Annotated in this window: 16 protein-coding genes; 7 read left to right on the top strand and 9 right to left on the bottom strand. The window is 68.7% G+C overall.

Translation table 11 applies throughout. From position 1 onward, the window contains the following. Genes RZE79_RS28955 through RZE79_RS28940 form a run of 4 tightly spaced genes read right to left on the bottom strand, consistent with a single transcriptional unit; the run spans position 1 to position 4,919 of the window. Positions 1-1,194 (bottom strand): acyl-CoA dehydrogenase family protein, encoded by a 1,194-nt coding sequence (locus RZE79_RS28955; RefSeq protein ID WP_319357874.1) that lies wholly within the window; start codon positions 1,192-1,194, stop codon positions 1-3. Positions 1,195-1,202: 8 nt separating this feature from the next. Continuing rightward, positions 1,203-2,057, bottom strand: coding sequence for an enoyl-CoA hydratase family protein (locus RZE79_RS28950; RefSeq protein ID WP_101491459.1), 855 nt, complete (start codon positions 2,055-2,057; stop codon positions 1,203-1,205). Further along, positions 2,054-2,533: a MarR family winged helix-turn-helix transcriptional regulator gene (locus RZE79_RS28945; protein ID WP_101491458.1), complete on the bottom strand. Its 480-nt coding sequence runs from the start codon at positions 2,531-2,533 to the stop codon at positions 2,054-2,056. The genes RZE79_RS28950 and RZE79_RS28945 overlap by 4 nt, the downstream gene beginning before the upstream one ends. 1 nt (position 2,534) lies before the next feature. Further along, positions 2,535-4,919: a bifunctional salicylyl-CoA 5-hydroxylase/oxidoreductase gene (locus RZE79_RS28940; RefSeq protein ID WP_319357873.1), complete on the bottom strand. Its 2,385-nt coding sequence runs from the start codon at positions 4,917-4,919 to the stop codon at positions 2,535-2,537. A 119-nt stretch (positions 4,920-5,038) separates the two neighbouring features. On the opposite strand from RZE79_RS28940, the gene RZE79_RS28935 reads away from it, so the two are divergent. Together RZE79_RS28935 and RZE79_RS28930 are read left to right on the top strand one after the other, a co-directional pair. Then, complete coding sequence (locus RZE79_RS28935) at positions 5,039-6,310, top strand: cyclopropane-fatty-acyl-phospholipid synthase family protein (protein WP_319357872.1); 1,272 nt, start codon at positions 5,039-5,041, stop codon at positions 6,308-6,310. A gap of 11 nt (positions 6,311-6,321) precedes the next feature. Then, a complete protein-coding gene (locus RZE79_RS28930) occupies positions 6,322-6,651 on the top strand; it encodes a DUF1840 domain-containing protein (protein ID WP_319357871.1) in 330 nt (109 codons plus the stop codon). A 17-nt stretch (positions 6,652-6,668) separates the two neighbouring features. Here the strand turns inward: RZE79_RS28930 and RZE79_RS28925 are convergent, their stop codons facing one another. Then, complete coding sequence (locus RZE79_RS28925; protein ID WP_319357870.1) at positions 6,669-7,703, bottom strand: tripartite tricarboxylate transporter substrate binding protein; 1,035 nt, start codon at positions 7,701-7,703, stop codon at positions 6,669-6,671. A 71-nt stretch (positions 7,704-7,774) separates the two neighbouring features. After that, on the bottom strand, positions 7,775-8,704 hold the full coding sequence (locus RZE79_RS28920) for a LysR family transcriptional regulator (RefSeq protein ID WP_319357869.1): 930 nt from the start codon (positions 8,702-8,704) through the stop codon (positions 7,775-7,777). Between the two features lie 123 nt (positions 8,705-8,827). Here RZE79_RS28920 and RZE79_RS28915 point away from each other — a divergent pair, with 123 nt between their 5' ends. Next, on the top strand, positions 8,828-9,604 hold the full coding sequence (locus RZE79_RS28915; RefSeq protein ID WP_319357868.1) for an SDR family oxidoreductase: 777 nt from the start codon (positions 8,828-8,830) through the stop codon (positions 9,602-9,604). On the opposite strand, the gene RZE79_RS28910 is transcribed toward RZE79_RS28915, so the two are convergent. The 3 genes from RZE79_RS28910 to RZE79_RS28900 are packed head-to-tail and all read right to left on the bottom strand — an operon-like array spanning position 9,592 to position 12,047. After that, positions 9,592-10,041: a MarR family winged helix-turn-helix transcriptional regulator gene (locus RZE79_RS28910; protein WP_319357867.1), complete on the bottom strand. Its 450-nt coding sequence runs from the start codon at positions 10,039-10,041 to the stop codon at positions 9,592-9,594. The two genes, RZE79_RS28915 and RZE79_RS28910, sit on opposite strands and share 13 nt — an antisense overlap. Before the next feature lie 27 nt (positions 10,042-10,068). Beyond that, entirely contained in the window at positions 10,069-11,034 is a 966-nt protein-coding gene (locus tag RZE79_RS28905) for a transketolase C-terminal domain-containing protein (RefSeq protein ID WP_319357866.1), read from the bottom strand. Further along, positions 11,025-12,047, bottom strand: a complete 1,023-nt coding sequence (locus tag RZE79_RS28900; RefSeq protein WP_319357865.1) for a thiamine pyrophosphate-dependent dehydrogenase E1 component subunit alpha — start codon at positions 12,045-12,047, stop codon at positions 11,025-11,027. Before RZE79_RS28900 ends, RZE79_RS28905 begins: the two co-directional genes overlap by 10 nt. A 531-nt stretch (positions 12,048-12,578) precedes the next feature. Between RZE79_RS28900 and xylF the strand changes: the two genes are divergently transcribed. The 4 genes from xylF (at position 12,579) to RZE79_RS28880 (ending at position 16,895) form a co-directional block, all read left to right on the top strand. Beyond that, on the top strand, positions 12,579-13,601 hold the full coding sequence (xylF, locus tag RZE79_RS28895) for a D-xylose ABC transporter substrate-binding protein (RefSeq protein ID WP_373696583.1): 1,023 nt from the start codon (positions 12,579-12,581) through the stop codon (positions 13,599-13,601). Positions 13,602-13,742: 141 nt separating this feature from the next. Then, positions 13,743-14,933 carry an ABC transporter permease gene (locus RZE79_RS28890; RefSeq protein ID WP_319357864.1) on the top strand — a complete coding sequence of 397 codons (1,191 nt, stop codon included), beginning with the start codon at positions 13,743-13,745 and terminating at the stop codon, positions 14,931-14,933. Between the two features lies 1 nt (position 14,934). Further along, a complete protein-coding gene (locus RZE79_RS28885) occupies positions 14,935-15,738 on the top strand; it encodes an ATP-binding cassette domain-containing protein (protein ID WP_319357863.1) in 804 nt (267 codons plus the stop codon). Beyond that, entirely contained in the window at positions 15,735-16,895 is a 1,161-nt protein-coding gene (locus RZE79_RS28880) for an ROK family transcriptional regulator (protein ID WP_319357862.1), read from the top strand. Before RZE79_RS28885 ends, RZE79_RS28880 begins: the two co-directional genes overlap by 4 nt. Positions 16,896-16,924 lie beyond the last annotated feature (29 nt).

Below are 16,924 nucleotides of genomic sequence, written 5' to 3'. Positions count from 1 at the left end.
TCACCCCCGCAAAACGGATTTGCCGATGATCAGTTGCTGGACTTCCGTCGCGCCTTCGTAAATGCGCAGCGAACGGATGTCCCGGTACAGGCTTTCGATCTTGGTGCCGACCTTCACGCCGAGGCCCCCATGCATCTGCAGCGCCATGTCGATCACGCGGCTCGCGTTCTCGGTGGCGCACATCTTGGCCATGGCGGCAGCCGCCGACACGTCGCCGACCGCCGGCGCACCACGGCGCTCGGCGTCGTCGCGCATCCAGGCCGCGCGGTAGGTCAGCAGCGCGGCGCTGTCGATCAGCGCGGCCATCTCGCCGAGCTTGGCCTGCGTGAGCTGGAAGTCGGCCAGCGTCTGACCGAACATGCGGCGACCCTTGGCATGCGCGATGGCTTCGGCCAGCGCACGGCGCCCCATGCCGAGCGCGGCGGCAGCCACCGACGCGCGGAAGATGTCGAGCGTGCGCATCGCGAGCTTGAAGCCGCCGTTCAGCGTGCCCAGCTGGGCCGTGCGCGGCACGATGCAGTTGTCGAAGCGCAAGGTGGCCAGCGGGTGCGGCGCCATCACGTCGATGTGGGCCGAGGTGTCGAGCCCCGGCGTCGTGGCGTCGACGAGGAACACCGTGATGCCGCGCGTGCCGGCCGTGGGGTCGGTCTTCGCGAACACGCAGTAGAAGTCGGCGATGCCGCCGTTGCTGATCCAGGTCTTCTCGCCGTTCAGGCACCAGCCGTCGGCGGTGGGCTCGGCGCGCATCGCCATCGCTGCCACGTCGGAGCCGGCCTCGGGTTCGCTGAGCGCAAAGGCCGCGATCTTCTGGCCCTGGCCCACGGCCGTGAGGTACTGCGACTGCTGCTCGGGCGTGCCGTCCAGCGTGATCGCGCCGCTGCCCAGGCCCTGCATCGCGAACGCGAAGTCGGCCAGTGGCGAGTGGTAGCCGAGCGTCTCGCGCAGCAGCACGAGCGCGCGCGAATCGAGGCGTTCGAGCGCGCCGCCGGCACTGCCGGGCACCGCGTAGCGCAGCCAGCCGGCGTCGCCGAGACGGCGCACCCATTCACGGCAGGCCGCGCGGTCGTCGCGCTCATCGATCTCCTGTGCGGCGCACCAGGGCAGCAGGTCGTTGGCGAGCGCGCGGTGCGCGTCGTCGAAGAACGGCAGCGCGAGGTGCGCGGTCGAAGGTGGGGCGGGGATCTTGGTCATCATGATGCGCGTCAGTCTCCACCGAACACCGGCTTGCGCTTGGCCGCGAAGGCCTCGTAGGCGCGCTTGAAGTCTTCGGTCTGCATGCAGATCGCCTGGGCTTGCGCTTCGGCCTCGATGGCCTGGTCGATGGTCATCGACCACTCTTGCGCGAGCATCGTCTTGGTCATGCCGTGCGCGAAGCTCGGGCCTTCGGCCAGGTCGCGCGCGACCTTGGTGGCAGCGTCGAGCAGCGAGGCGCTGTCGTGCAGTGCGTTGAAGAAGCCCCAGGCCTGGCCTTCGTCGGCGGTCATGGCGCGGCCGGTGAACAGCAGCTCCGAGGCGCGACCCTGGCCGATCACGCGCGGCAGCAGCGCGCAGGCGCCCATGTCGGCGCCGGCCAGACCCACGCGGGTGAACAGGAACGCAGTGCGCGTGGCGGGCGTGCCGTAGCGCAGGTCGCAGGCCAGCGCGATCATCGCGCCGGCGCCGGCGCACACGCCGTCGATGGCGCCGACGATGGGCTGCGGGCAGTTGCGAATGGCCTTCACGAGGTCGCCCGTCATGCGCGTGAACTCGAGCAGCTCGGGCATGCGCATGCCGGTCAGCGGGCCGATGATTTCATGCACGTCGCCGCCCGAGCAGAAGTTGCCGCCGGCGCCGGTGATGACGATGACCTTCACGTCGGTCGCGTAGGTCAGCGCGCGGAACAGGTCGCGCAGCTCGGCGTACGAGTCGAAGGTCAGCGGGTTCTTGCGCTCGGGGCGGTTCAGCGTGATGGTGCCGACGCCGGCCTCGAAACGCCAGGCAAAGTGCTCGGCCTTGTAGTCGGCCTTGGGTTCGAATTGCGCGCGCATGGGATTGCTTGCGCCGATGTAGTGCTTCATGCGGTCTCCGCCAATTGGCTGCTGTGTGAATGTTGCTTGACCTTGCCGAGCAGCTTGTGAAGCTGCGCGATCTCCTTGGGGTTGAGGCTTGAAAAAGCCTCGACGATCCAGTCTTCGTGCTGCTGCGCCATCTCGTTGAAGAGCTTGCGTCCGCGCGGCGTGAGGCGCACGCGCCAGGCGCGGCGGTCGCCCTCGACGTTGATGCGCTCCACCAGCCCTTCGGTCACGAGCTGGTCGGTGATGCCAGTGACGTTGCCGCCCGTGACCATCATGCGGCGCGAGAGCTCGTTCATCTTCAGGCCGTCGGGCGAGCGCTCGAGTTGCGACATGAGATCGAAGCGCGGCAGCGTGGTGGCGAACTGCGCGCGCAGCCCGTTGCGCACCTGCTTTTCCACCAGCTGCGTGCAGGTGAGCATGCGCAGCCAGAGGCGCAGCGCCTCGGGGTGCTCGCTGTGGGCGCGTGCTTCGAGGTCCATGTCAGTGGGTCTCTTCGGTGTCGGCCGCGCGGCCTGCGGCAGCGGTGGCCGCGGCGATCTGCTGCTGCTTGGCGATCTCGCGGTACATCTGGTCGCGGCCGCTCAGGTACTGCTTGGGCCAGTCGACGTCGCGGCTTTGCAGCTTGGCGGCTTCGTGCAGCGTCCATGCGGGGTCGGCCAGGTGCGGGCGCGCCACGGCGCACAGGTCGGCGCGGCCGGCCGCGATGATGCTGTTGGCCTGGTCGGCGTCGGTGATGGCGCCCACCGCGATGGTCGAGATGCCGACCTCGTTGCGGATGCGGTCGGCAAATGGCGTCTGGTACATGCGGCCATACACGGGCTTGGCATCGCGCGTGGTCTGGCCCGACGACACGTCGATGAAGTCGGCACCGGCTTCCTTGAAGAGGCGTGCGACCACCACGGCGTCGGCATCGGTGTTGCCGCCGGGCGCCCAGTCGTGCGCCGAGATGCGCACGCTCATGGGCTTGTCGGCGGGCCACACGGCGCGCATGGCGCGGAACACTTCGAGCGGGTAGCGGCAGCGCGCGTCGATGTCGCCGCCGTAGTCGTCGGTGCGCTGGTTGGTGAGCGGGCTGATGAAGGCCGACAGCAGGTAGCCGTGCGCGCAGTGCAGTTCGAGCCAGTCGAAGCCGCATTCGACGGCGCGGCGCGTCGAGTCGACGAACTGGTCGCGCAGCGTGTCCATCTCGGCGCGCGTGATCGCGGCCGGCAGCTGGTTCTGTTCGCCGTACGGCAGGGCACTCGCGGCGAGCAGCGGCCAGTTGCCGCTTTCGAGCGGCTCGTCGGTGCCTTCCCAGCCCACGCGGGTCGAGCCCTTGGGGCCGCTGTGGCCGAGCTGGATCGCGATCTTCGCGCTCGACTGCGTGTGCACGAAGTCGACGATGCGCTTGAACGCCGCCTGCTGCGTGTCGTTGTACAGGCCCGTGCAGGCCGGCGTGATGCGGCCTTCGGGCGTCGGGCTCGTCATCTCGACGCAGACCATCGCGGCGCCGCCGAGCGCGCGTGCGCCCAGGTGCACCAGCAGGAAGTCTTGCGGCACGCCGTCGACCGCGCTGTAGGTTGCCATCGGCGAGACGACGATGCGGTTCTTCAACTCCACGCCGCGCACCTTCAGCGGCATGAGCATCGGCGCCATCGCCTTGCCGCCTGCCAGCCACTGCTCGTAGCCGCCGAGCCATTGCGTGTCGCGCACGCGCAGGTTCTCGTGGCTGATGCGCTGCGAGCGCGTGAGCAGCGAGTAGGCGAACTGCTCGATCTCCATGCCCGTGTAGCGCGGCACGTTCTCGAACCATTCGGTGGAGTTGCGCGCGGCGTTCTGGATCTTCAGCACCTCGACGCTGCGGCGTGCTTCATAGCCTTCGAGCACGTGGTCGAGCGTGCCGCCCTGTTCGAATTCGTTGGCCAGGTCGATCGCGTCCTCGAGCGCGAGCTTGGTGCCCGAGCCGATCGAGAAGTGCGCCGTGTGCGCGGCATCGCCCATGAGCACGACGGGCACCGAGCGGCCGTCGACCTCGATGCGGTGCGTCCAGCGCTCGCACACCACGCGCGGAAAACGGATCCAGTTGGCAGAGCCGCGCAGGTGCGTGGCGTTGCTGATGAGCGCGTGGCCGCCCAGGTACTTGGCAAACAGCTTCTCGCAGAAGGCGACAGCCTCGGGCTGCTCCATCTGGTCGAGGCCGTGGGCCTTCCACACGGCTTCGGGCGTCTCGACGATGAAGGTCGAGGTCTTGTCGTCGAACTGGTAGGCGTGGGCCTGGAACCAGCCGTGCTCGGTCTCTTCGAACGCGAAGGTGAAGGCGTCGAAGGTCTGGTGCGTGCCCAGCCACACGAAGCGGCAGTTGCGCAGATCGACGTCGGGCTTGTACACATCGGCGTAGCGCTGGCGGATGCGGCTGTTGAGGCCGTCGCTGGCAATGACGAGGTCGGCCTTGTACTGCGCGGCAATCGCCTGGTCGTCGGTGGCGTCGGTTTCGAACACCAGCTCCACGCCGAGTTCGAGGCAGCGTTCCTGCAGGATGTTCAGCAGGCGCTTGCGGCCGATGCCGCAGAAGCCGTGGCCGCCCGAGCGTACCTGGCGGCCCTTGAAGAAGACCTGGATGTCGTCCCAGTGGTGGAACTCGTTGCCGATGAGCGCAGCGGTCGGGCCGTCGGCCGCGCGCAGGTTACCCAGCGTCTGGTCGCTCAGCACCACGCCCCAGCCGAAGGTGTCGAAGGGGCGGTTGCGCTCGACCACGGTGATCTGCAGCGCCGGGTTGCGGGCCTTCATCAGCAGGGCGAAATACAGGCCGGCCGGACCCCCGCCGATGCACAGGATGCGCTGGAGGTCCGAGGCGGGCGCGAGGCGGGGGGAGGTCAAGCTGTTCATGGTTGAATAGTTTAGGCATAAACAATCTGTTGTCAACGAGGGCTTCTCTGCAGAGGCCCGAGGGCCCGCGCGGCGTGTGATGTCATGCAAATCCTTGGAAAAATCAATACCATGGACGGATGCAACACTTGATACCCAAGATCGAGTCGCAGCTGGCCTCGCTGCCCGTGCCCATCGCACTGGAGTTGCCCGACGGGCGCCGGGTCGCCCAGGCGGGTTCGCGCGTGACGCTGGCTTTCAAGGAGTGGTCGGTGCTGGCCAAGCTGGCCGGCCGGCAGGTCGGGGCCATCGGCGAGGCCTACGTCGAAGGCAAGGTGCAGATCGAAGGCGCCATGCGCGACCTGATCGACGCCACCGTCGGCCTGTTGCCCGGCAACCCCGCCGAGACCGACACCAGCTGGTGGAGCCGCCTGCAGCACCGCGCCAAGTCGCGCGGCTCGCACTCGCTGCGCAAGGACGCCGCGCAGATCGAGTTCCACTACGACGTCTCCGACGATTTCTACGCGCTGTGGCTCGACCCGCGCCGTGTCTATTCGTGCGCCTACTTCCGCACGCCCGAGCTCACGCTGGCGCAGGCGCAGGAAGCCAAGCTCGACCACATCTGCCGCAAGCTCATGCTGCAGCCCGGCGAGCGCTACCTGGACATCGGATCGGGCTGGGGCGCGCTGCTGCTGTGGGCGGCTGAGCACTACGGCGTGGACGCCACGGGCATCACGCTGTCGAAGAACCAGCATGCGCATGTGCAGCGGCTCATCGAAGAAAAAGGGCTGCAGGGCCGCGTGCGCGTGGAGCTGCGCGACTACCGCGAGCTGCCCGACGACCAGCCCTTCGACAAGATCTCGTCGGTGGGCATGTTCGAGCACGTGGGCGCGGCCAACATGCCGACCTATTTCCGCAAGATCCACGCACTGCTCAAGCCGGGTGGGCTGGTGCTCAACCACGGCATCACCTCGGGCGAGCTGAACTACCGCCAGCTCGGTGCGGGCATGGGCGACTTCATCGAGAAATACATCTTCCCCGGCGGCGAACTGCTGCATGTGACGCACGTGCTGCGCGAGACCGCGGCGGCCGGGCTGGAGATGGTCGACACCGAAAGCCTGCGCCCGCACTACGCGCGCACGCTGTGGGCGTGGTCGGATGCGCTCGAGGCGCAGCTCGATGCCGCGCGCGAGGTGCTCAGCCGCAGCGGTGGGCGCCAGGGCCCGAATGCCGAGCGCATCCTTCGCGCCTACCGCCTGTACCTCGCGGGCTCGGCGATGAGTTTCGAGCAGGGATGGATCTCCTTGCATCAGATGCTGTCGACAAAGCCTGACGGCAATGTAGGGCGCGCGGGCGTCTTGCGCGGTGCGCAATCGGTGTACCCTTTTGCCCGTGACTACATCTACAAATAAGTGAGGACACCATGCTCTACCGCTTCAAATCCCGGGCCGCGCCTGACTTCGTGATGCTCGAGGTGCATGCGCGGCAACTGCTCGACATCGTCGGCAAGCCGGCCGCGCCGCAGGGCATCATCACGGTCGAGCAGATTCCGTCCGCCATTGCCGCCCTCGAGGCCGCACTGGCCCGTGAAAGCACCAAGCCCGCCGTGCACAACCACGACGACCACGCCGTGGAAGGCCACGATGCCGACGCCGAGAAACAGCATGTCGGCCTGCACCAGCGCGCCGCGCCGCTGCTGCACATGCTCAAGGACTCACAGGCCGAGAGCAAGGATGTGACCTGGGGGACCTGAGCCGCCCCGGCTCGTGATCAGTCCACCTTTGCGCCGGACTCTTTGACGACCTTCGCCCACTTCACGTGCTCACTCGCGATGAGCTTCGTGAAGTCTGCCGGCGAATTGCCGCTCGGGATCGCGCCCTGGGCCAGCATTTTTTCCTTGATCGCCGGCGTGCCCAGCGACTTCGCCACTTCCTGCTGGATGCGGTTCACGATCTCGGGCGAGGTGCCGGCCGGTGCCAGCAACCCGAACCATGAGCTCGCCTCGTAGCCCTTGAGCGCGGGGCCGCCGGCTTCTTCCACCGTCGGCACATCGGGCAGCGCGGGCGAGCGCTGCGAACTGGTCACGGCCAGCGCCGTGAGCTTGCCGCCCTTGATCTGCGCCATCGACGAGGGCAGGTTGTCGAACATCACGTCGGCGTTGCCGCCCACCATGTCCAGCAGCGCCGGGCCCGAGCCCTTGTACGGAATGTGGGCCATGAAGGTGCCGGTCATGCTCTTGAAGAGTTCGCCCGCCAAATGGATCGAGGTGCCGCTGCCGCTCGATGCCATGTTCAGCTTGCCGGGATTCGCCTTCGCGTACTTGATGAAATCCTGCACGTTGCGGATGTTCAGTTTCTTGGCTGTTTCGGCGTTCATCTCCATCACGTTCGGCACCGCGGCCACCAGCGTGACGGGCGCGAAGTCCTTGATCGGGTCGAAGGGCAGCTTGGGGTACAGCGCGCGGTTGATGCCGTGCGTGCCCACCGTGCCCATCAGCAGCGTGTAGCCGTCGTTGGGCGCGCGCGCCACGAGCTCGGCGCCCACGTTGCCGCCGGCGCCCGCGCGGTTGTCCACGATGAACTGCTGGCCGAAGGCCTTCGACAGCTCAGGCGCCACCGCGCGCGCCAGGATGTCGGTGGTGCCGCCGGCCGCGAAGGGCACGACGATGCGCACCGGCTTGGTCGGCCACGTGCCTTGCGCGTGCGCGGCGCCGCCCAGCAGCGCAAGCGTGGCCGCCGCCGTGGCGACCAGTGCGAAGCGGCGGGTGGATGAAGAGACGGAAGAAGAGCGAGAGGTAAAAGTCATGCGCGCCTTTGTACAGGGGGGCGCGGCAGGCGTCGCGGGTAAAAACCCCGGCCTGTGAGGGCCATCGCCGCTCAACCCACCTGCATCCGCTGCGAGAAGCGCGCCTCGCGAAAGCGCGCGAGCACGAAGTCGACGAACACCCGCGTCTTGGGCGGCAGCAGCTTCTTGCTTGGGTAGTAGATCCACACGGCGCCCGAATCCTGGTACCACTCGGGCAGCAGCCGCACGAGCGCGCCGCTGCGCAGGCCGCGTTCCACGAAAGGCATCGGCAGCATCGCCACGCCAAACCCCAAGAGCGCCGCCTGCGCGATCGCCTCGGGGTCGTTGAAGATCGCGCGCGGGCGCTGCGGCAACTCGACCATGGTTTCTTCGCCGCTCGCATGCCGCAGCGTCCACGGCCGCAGCCGGCCCGTGGGCGAGGAGCGGCGCAGCAGCACGTCGAAGTGCGCCAGCTCGCCCGGATGCGCGGGCAGCGCGCGCCCCGCCAGGTAGGCCGGCGACGCCACGGCGACCACGTGGATGCGCGCCAGTTCGCGCGCCACCACGCCAGGCGACAGCGCGATGCCGCCGCCGATGGCCGCGTCGAAGCCCTCGCCGATCAGGTCGACCTGCTGGTTGTCGAAATGCCAGTCGGGCACGATGCCCGGGTAGCGCGCCAGAAAGTCGCCCATGAACGGCAGCACATGCTCGCGCCCGAAGGCCTGGCCCATGCTCACCTTGAGCGTGCCCGACGGCTGGCCGTCGTCCTGCGCGAGGCCGGCCACCGCGTCCTGCAGCGTGGCCAGCGCGCCGCCGACCTGCGCCAGGAAGCGCTCGCCGGCCTCGGTCAGCGTGAGCCGCCGCGTGCTGCGCTGGAACAGCCGCACGCCCAACCGCGCCTCGAGCCGCGCCACGTTCTTGCTGACCGCCGCCGGCGTCAGCCCCAGGCGCCGCGCGGCCGCCGAGAAGCTGCCGCCCTCGGCGCTCTGCACGAAGGATTCGAGGTGATTGAGCGGTTCCATGCCGCGATTCTGGCGCTCATCTTCAACTTTGGGTTGAATCTGATCGGGCCGATTGATGGCTACCGCAAAGGGAATGGAATTCCGACACTGAAGGCCTTCTTCCTCCAACTGATCGGAAAAATCATGGCTTCCACCTCTGTGTCCTCTTCGTCGTCTTCCCCCGTCCTGGCCGGCAAGGTCGCCTTCGTCACCGGCGGTTCGCGCGGCATCGGCGCCGCCATCGTGCGCCGGCTGGCGCGCGACGGCGCGGCCGTGGCCTTCACCTACGTCAGCGCCCAAGCCGAGGCCGACAAGCTCGCCGGCGAGATCCAGGCCGCGGGCGGCCGCGCACTCGCCATCCGTGCCGACGCCGGCGACGCCGCCGCGCTGACGGCGGCCATTGCCCAGGGCGCACGCGCCTTCGAGCGCCTCGACATCCTCGTGAACAACGCCGGCGTGTACCTCGGCGGCGACCTCGACACCTTCTCGCTCGACGACTTCGACCGCACCATCGACGTCAACGTGCGCGCCACCTTCGTGGCCGTCCAGGCCGCCGCGCGCCACATGGGCGACGGCACGGGTCGCATCGTCAACATCGGCAGCGTCAACGCCGAGCGCGTGTTCGACGCGGGCGCCAGCGTCTACGCCATGAGCAAGGCCGCTATCGTCGGCCTCACGCGCGGCCTGGCGCGTGACCTCGGCCCGCGCGGCATCACGGTGAACAACGTGCAGCCCGGCCCCATCGACACCGCCATGAACCCTGCCACCGGCCCGCGCGCTGCCTCGATGCACGACGTGATGGCGCTGCCGCGCCACGGCCGCGGCGAAGAAATCGCCGGCATGGTCGCCTACCTCGTGGGCCCGGACGGCGGCTTCGTCACCGGCGCCAACCTGAGCGTGGACGGCGGCTACACGGTCTGATCGGCCGCGCCAGGGCCGGGCGCACGCTCCACGGCGCGGATCAGCGTGTCGAGCGTGTCGCTCAGCCGGGCCAGCTCGCTGGCATCGACGCCCGCGAACAGCTCGGCCTCGCGCTGCCGGCCCAGCGCGCCGACCGTCGCGTGCAGCGCCTTGCCGGCGGCCGTGAGGTAGAGCCGGCTGCAGCGCTGGTCGGTCGGGTCGCCGCGACGCTGCACGCGCTTGTGCCGCTTCAGGCCCGCCAGCGCGCGGCTCACGGCCATCTTGTCCAGGCCGGTCAGGTCGGCCACCTGCGCGCCCGTGAGCCCCGGCTGCGTGGCGAGCACGGCCAGCGTGCGCCATTCGTTCAGCGTGAGCTGGTGCTCGCGCCCCACGCGCTCATGGAACGGCCGCGCCGTGAGGTTGACCACCCGCACCAGCTTGAAGAAGAGCGGGTCCATGGCCGTTCGTGTTCTGGTTCTGGCGTGTCAGCCGGTCAGCTTCTTCGCCGCCGCCACGATCGCATCCACACCGACGCGCGACTGCGCCTCCAGCACCGGCGCATAGCCGACCGGAATGCGCGGCGCGCCCAGCCGCGCGACGCGGCAGCCCGTGGACTCGGCCGCGCTCGCGGCGATCTCGGCGCCGAAGCCCGCGGCCTGCACCGCCTCGTGCACCACCAGCAGCCGCCCTGTGCGCGCGCACGACGACAGCACCGTTTCGCGGTCCCAGGGCCACAGCGTGCGCAGGTCGATCAGGTCGACCGCGATGCCCTCGGCCGCCAGCGCGTCGCAGGCTGCGGCGCAGGGCTGCATCTGCTTGCTCCAGCTCACGAGCGTGAGCGCATTGCCTTCGCGCACGCGCGCCGCCTTGCCCAGCGGCACGACCAGCGTGTCGTCCACCTCGCCGCGCAGGCCCCACAGCGTCTTGTGCTCGATGTAGACCACCGGGTCGCCGCACTGCAGCGCCGCGCGCAGCAGGCCGTGGTTGTCCTGCGGCGTCGACGGGCTCACCACCACCACGCCCGGCAGGTGCGCGAACCAGGCCTCGAGCGACTGCGAATGCTGCGCCGCCGACGCGTCCCAGATGCCGCCCGGCATGCGCGCCACCAGCGGCACGCGGCCCTGGCCGCCGAACATGAAACGGTTTTTTGCGGCCTGGTTCACCAGTTCGTCCATGCCGCACAGCGCGAAGTCGACCACGCGCATCTCGACCACGGGGCGCAGCCCCGCGAGCGCCATGCCCACGCCGGCGCCCATGATCGCGGCCTCGCTGATCGGCGTGTCGATCACGCGCTCGGCGCCGTACTGCTGCTGCAGCCCCTTGTACTGGCCGAAGATGCCACCGCGGCCCACGTCCTCGCCGAGCACGACCACGCGCGGGTCGGCGTCCATCTCCTGCTGCAGCGCGCGCACGGCGGCTTCGGAATAACTCAGCGTCGTCGTCACAGCCATTGGCCTGCTCCCGTGGTCTGCACGTCGGTGAAAGCGGCGCCGGCCTCGGGCCAGGGCGCCGCGTCGGCCACGGCGAGGGCGGTGTCCACCTCGTCGCGCGCGGCGTTCTCGATGGCGTCGAGCGTCGCGGCGGTCACGCCGGTGTCGAGCAGGTGGCCGCGGGCGCGCGCGATCGGGTCGGTCTCCAGTGCGGCGGCCAGCTCGGCCGGGTCGCGGTACGCCGCGAGGTCGACCGACACATGGCCCTTCACGCGGTAGGTGAGCGCGTGCAGCAGGCGCGGCCCCGCGCCGCTGCGCACCTCGGTCACCAGACGCGCGGCGGCTTCGTGCACCGCGAACACGTCGTTGCCGTCGACCTGTGTGGCCGCGATGTCCATGGATGCAGCGCGCGCCGAAGCGCCGTCACCGGCCGTCATCGGGCCGCTCGCGGTGGTCGCGCTCCAGCGGTTGTCTTCGCAGACGAAGAGCACGGGCAGGTCGTACACGCGGGCCCAGTTCAGCGCTTCGAGGAACGGGCCGCGGTTGATCGCGCCGTCACCAAAAAAACAGACCGTGATGTCGTCGCCTTGCTTCAAGAGTTTTTGCGCATGCGCCGCGCCGACGGCGATCGGCAAGCCCGCCGCCACCACGCCGTTGGCGCCGAGCATGCCGACCGAGAAGTCCGCGATGTGCATCGAGCCGCCCTTGCCGCCGTTGAAGCCCGTGGCCTTGCCGAACAGCTCGCACATCATCCGCGTGAGGTCCGCGCCCTTGGCCAGCGTGTGGCCGTGGCCGCGGTGCGTGGAGGTGAGGTAGTCGCTCGTGCGCAGGTGGGCGCACACGCCGGCCGGCACGGCCTCTTGCCCGGTCGACAGGTGCAGTGGCCCGCGCACCTTGGCGGCGCCGCCCGCCTGCTGGCCGTAAGCACTGACCCCGCCCTGGCTGGCGGTTTCGGCGGCATTCTCGAAGGCGCGGATGCGCACCATGACGCGGTACAGCGCCTCGCCGGCGCTGAGTGGGTTGCTCGGGTCCATCTTGTCTCCAACGCCGTGGGAATCGGCGCTTTGAGAAAAATCGTATCAACCGAGACGGCTTCGACCTACCGGGCTAACCCTTCGACCCCTCGCCCGGCCTCTTTTTCGGGCGCGGGCTTCCCGCTCTCTTCTCTATTTATTCTTCTTATTTAAGTTAGTAGTAGTAGATAAGGGTAAACCCGCCCTGTGGACAGGCCGCTTTTTCCCTTGCCTGACAACGAGTTGCGGCACCCGAGACACTGTGTGCGCCTGTGCTTCCGTGGTGCTATCAAAAAAGGAACAACTTGGGCGCGGTCGCTCCCGCTGTGGATAACAGGGGGCTTGTCCGGAAACTGTCCCCAGAGTTTTCCGTGGCCTGCGGCTCACCGACGTGCATGCGTTCCGATCCCCGTGCGTGCGCTTTCTTCCGCTCGGGAATTCCCGGGTGCCCATCGCGTGGCGGGAATGGGATAGTTAGTTCGCCACTCAAACTAACTACCTCGGCACGCCAGCACACGCTCGGCAAACCGTTCAGGAGAGACACCGATGCAACTGACAACGAAACACACCCTGGCCGCCATGGCGTTCGGTCTCACGGCCGTGGGCGCGATGGCGCAGACCGTGGTCGGCGTGAGCTGGTCCAACTTCCAGGAAGAGCGCTGGAAGACCGACGAGGCCGCGATCAAGGCGCAGCTCGAAAAGCTCGGCGCGAAGTACATCAGCGCCGACGCGGGCGGTTCGCCCGAGAAGCAGCTGGGCGACATCGAAGGGCTGATGTCGAAGGGCGCGAAGGCGCTCATCGTGCTGGCGATGGACAAGGACGCGATCCTGCCCGCCGTGACCAAGGCCACGCGGCAGAAGGTGCCGGTGGTGGCGTACGACCGGCTGATCGAGGCGCCCGGCGTGTTCTACATCACCTTCGACAACGTCGAGGTCGGGCGCATGGAGGCGCGCGAGGTGCTCAAGGTCAAGCCCAAGGGCAACTACGTGATCATCAAGGGCTCGCCGAGCGACCCGAACGCCGACTTCCTGCGCGCGGGCCAGCAGGAGGTGCTCGAGCCTTCGATCAAGAAGGGCGACATCAAGATCGTCGGCGACGAGTACACCGAAGGCTGGAAGCCCGAGGTCGCGCAGAAGAACATGGAGCAGATCCTCACCAAGAACGGCAACAAGGTCGACGCGGTGGTGGCGGCCAACGACGGCACGGCCGGCGGCGCGGTCGCGGCGCTCACGGCCAAGGGCCTGCGCGGCATTCCGGTGTCGGGCCAGGACGCCGACTTTGCGGCGCTCAACCGCATCGCGCTCGGCACGCAGACGGCCACCATCTTCAAGGACTCGCGCGAGCTCGGCCGCGAAGCTGCCTCCGCCGCCATCGCACTGTCGCAGGGCAAGCCGGTCGAGAAGGCCGCGCAGTGGAACTCGGGCCCGAAGAAGGTCGCGCTTTCCTCGCGCCTGCTCACGCCGGTGCCCATCACGCGCGACAACCTCGACGTCGTCGTGAAAGCCGGCTGGATCAAGAAGGACGAGCTCTGCAAGGGCGTCCCGGGTGCGAACGCACCGGCGGCCTGCAAGTAACGCAGCCACCCACGACGCGTTCGGCCTTCTTCTGAACGGCTGACCGCGTCGATCCATCTCCTCGCAACATGGCTTCCGGCGGACCCGCGAGGGTCTGGCGGCGGCCGGTTGCGCACCTGAAATCCTGAGGGGGTTCAAGAAATGAGCGATCCAACACCCGGCTGGTGGCGCCGCACCGGCGTCGACCTGCGCCTGATCCTGATGTGCGTGCTGCTGGCCGCGATGGCGGTGGCGTTCAGCGTCATGTCGGGCGGCGTGTTCCTGTCGCCCGAGAACCTCTACAACGTCGCGCAGCAGACGGCCGTGGTCGGCATCGTTTCCACGGTGATGGTGCTGGTCATCGTGGCGCGCCACATCGACCTGTCGGTGGGTTCGGTGATGGGCTTCGTCGGCGTGCTCATCGCGTACCTGCAATACACCTCGGGCTGGTCGTGGCCCACGGCCTGCCTCGCGGGGCTCGCGGTGGCGCTGCTGGTGTCGATCTACCAGGGCTGGCTCACGGCGGTGCTGGGCGTGCCCTCGTTCGTGGTCACGCTGGGCGGGCTGATGTCGTTCCGCGGCGCGGCATTTCTCGTGGCCGACGGCAAGACGCAGCCGGTGAACGACGAGTTCTTCCAGCGACTGGGCGGCGGCTACGACGGCGGCATCGGCGTCACCGCCAGCTGGGTGCTTGCGGCCTTCGTGGCGCTGGTGCTGTTCGGGCGCATGGTGCAAAAACGCCGCGCGCGCCAGCGCCACGACATGCCGACCGAGGCGCTGTGGCTCGACGTGCTGCTCACGGCGGTGCCGGTGGCGGTGGTGGCCGGCTTCGCCTGGGTGATGAACAGCTACCAGATCTCGTCGAAGAGCGAGCCGCAGGGCATTCCGATTCCGGTGCTGATCTGGGCCGTGGTGGCGATCGTGCTGTCGTTCATCGTGCACCGCACGCGCTTCGGGCGCTACGTGTTCGCGATGGGCGGCAACCCCGACGCGGCGGCGCTGGTGGGCATTCCGGTCAAGCGCGTCACGCTCATGTTGTTCGCGCTGCTGGCGGTGCTGGTGACCATTGCGGCCATCGTGTCGATCGCGCGGCTCAATGCGGGCACCAACTCGCTGGGCACCGGCATGGAGCTGTACGTGATCGCGGCGGCCGTCATTGGCGGCACGGCGCTCGCGGGCGGCAGCGGCTCGATCTTCGGCTCGGTGCTGGGCGCGCTCATCATGCAATCGCTCGACAGCGGCATGCTGCTGCTCGACGTGCCCATCGGCAAACGCATGGTGATCATCGGCCAGGTGCTGATCGTGGCCGTCGTCTTCGACGTGCTCTACCGCCGCAAGTTCGGGGAGAACTGACATGGCCGACATCGACAACACGAAACCCCTGGTCGAGCTGCGCGAGATCCGCAAGGCCTTCGGCGGCGTGAAGGCCGTGGACGGCGTGAGCATCAACCTCTACCCCGGCGAAGTGGTCGCGCTGCTGGGCCACAACGGCGCGGGCAAGTCCACGCTCATGAAGATGCTCGCGGGCGCCTACCCGATCGATTCGGGCGACACACTCATCGCGGGCGAGAAGGTCCACATCCGCACGCCCGCCGAAGCGCAGGCGCAGGGCATCGAGACCATCTACCAGACGCTTGCGCTGGCCGACAACCTCGATTCGGTGGCCAACCTCTTTCTCGGCCGCGAGAAGATGACGGCGTGGAACACGCTCGACGACCACTTCATGGAAGTGCAGGCGCGCAAGGTGTTCCAGCGCCTGAACAAGAACTTCACCAACATCCGCATCCCCGTGCGGCGCCTGTCGGGCGGGCAGCGGCAGGTGGTGGCGATTTCACGTGCGCTGTACTTCAACGCGCGCATCCTCATCATGGACGAGCCCTGCGCCGCGCTGGGCCCCGAAGAGACGGCGATGGTCGGACGCCTCGTGAAGCAGCTGAAGGACGACGGCGTCGGCATCTTCCTGATCACGCACGACATGCCCGACGTGTTCTCGCTGAGCGATCGGCTCGCGGTGATGAAGAACGGCAAGCTCGTGGGCACCTACCGCACGGCCGATGTCACCGAGGACGAAGTGCTCGGGATGATCATTGCCGGCAAGCGGCCCGAGGGGCGGGAGCAGGCGCATCACGCAGCCACCGCAGCCACTGCATCGGCATGAAAACGATCGGCGACCAGCCGCTGTTGAAGCGCATGAACCGCAGCGTGCTGCTGCGGTTGCTGCGCGCGCAGCCGGGCTTGTCGCGCGCGCGGCTCGCGAGCGAAAGCGGCCTCACCAAATCGACCGTGAGCCTGCTGGTGCGCGAGCTGCTCGACGAAGGCTGGCTCAGCGAATCGGGCGCGGCCGTGGCCGACGGGCTCGGTCGGCCGTCCACGCCGCTGCAGATCAACGTCGGCGTGCGCGCGCTGATGGGCGTGGAGATCGCCGTCGAAACATTGCGCCTCGTGTGCGTCTCGTTGCAGGGCGAGGTGCTGCATGCGGAAGCCCAGCCGCTGGACGACGGCGAGCCCGGTCGCGTGTGTGCGCAGCTCGCGCGCATGGCGGCTGCGGGGCATGCGCACCTCGACCGGCGCGGCCTGCGCCTGTCGAGCATCGGCGTGTGCGTGCCGGGCGCGGTGGACGACTGCACGGGCGTGGTCCGCTTCGCGCCCAACCTCGGTTGGCGCAACGTGAACCTGCTGCCTGCGCTCGAAAAGGCGCTGGCCGCGGCCGGCCTGCCGGGCGTCACCGTGCAGCTGCAGAACGACGCCGATGCGGCGGCGCTCGGCGAGTACGAGTTCGCGGCGGGCGAGGGCGAAGACCCGCTGATCTTCGTCAGCAGCGATGTCGGCGTGGGCGCCGGCGTGGTGCTGAACGACCGCCTCTTCACCGGCGCGCAAGGCATGGCCGGCGAGATCGGCCACACCATCCTGCAGCTCGACGGACCGCTGTGCTCGTGCGGACGGCACGGCTGCGCCGAGGCCTTCTTCGGCTCGCGCGTGCTGGCGCGCGAGGGCGCCGACATGGCGCGTGCCGCCGCGTTCTTCGGCGTGCTGCTGCAGAACCTGTGGGTCACCTTCAACCCGCGCGCGATCGTGCTCGGGGGCAAGGTCTGCGCGGAGCATCCCGCGTTCGTGCAGACCGCGTTCGACGCCGTGAAGGGCTATGCCGAGCGCGCCGGCATGCCCGCGCCCGATCTGCGCACCGCGCGCTACGAAGCGCTCGCGCCCGCGGTGGGCGCGGCGGCGCTGGCGCTGCACGAATACTTAAGGCCGCTGCAGCCCGACGCCCGCACACGGCGCGCGCGCGCCGCACAAGGTCTTGCCACCGTCGTCTGAGCCATCGGCCTACGCGCGTGGCGCGGGCG

The organism is Variovorax sp. EBFNA2, assembly GCF_033802765.1.
Classification (GTDB): Bacteria; Pseudomonadota; Gammaproteobacteria; order Burkholderiales; family Burkholderiaceae_C; genus Variovorax; species Variovorax paradoxus_H.
The sequence above is the reverse complement of the archived record's forward strand: the minus strand, read 5'-3'. Positions and strand labels throughout refer to the sequence as shown.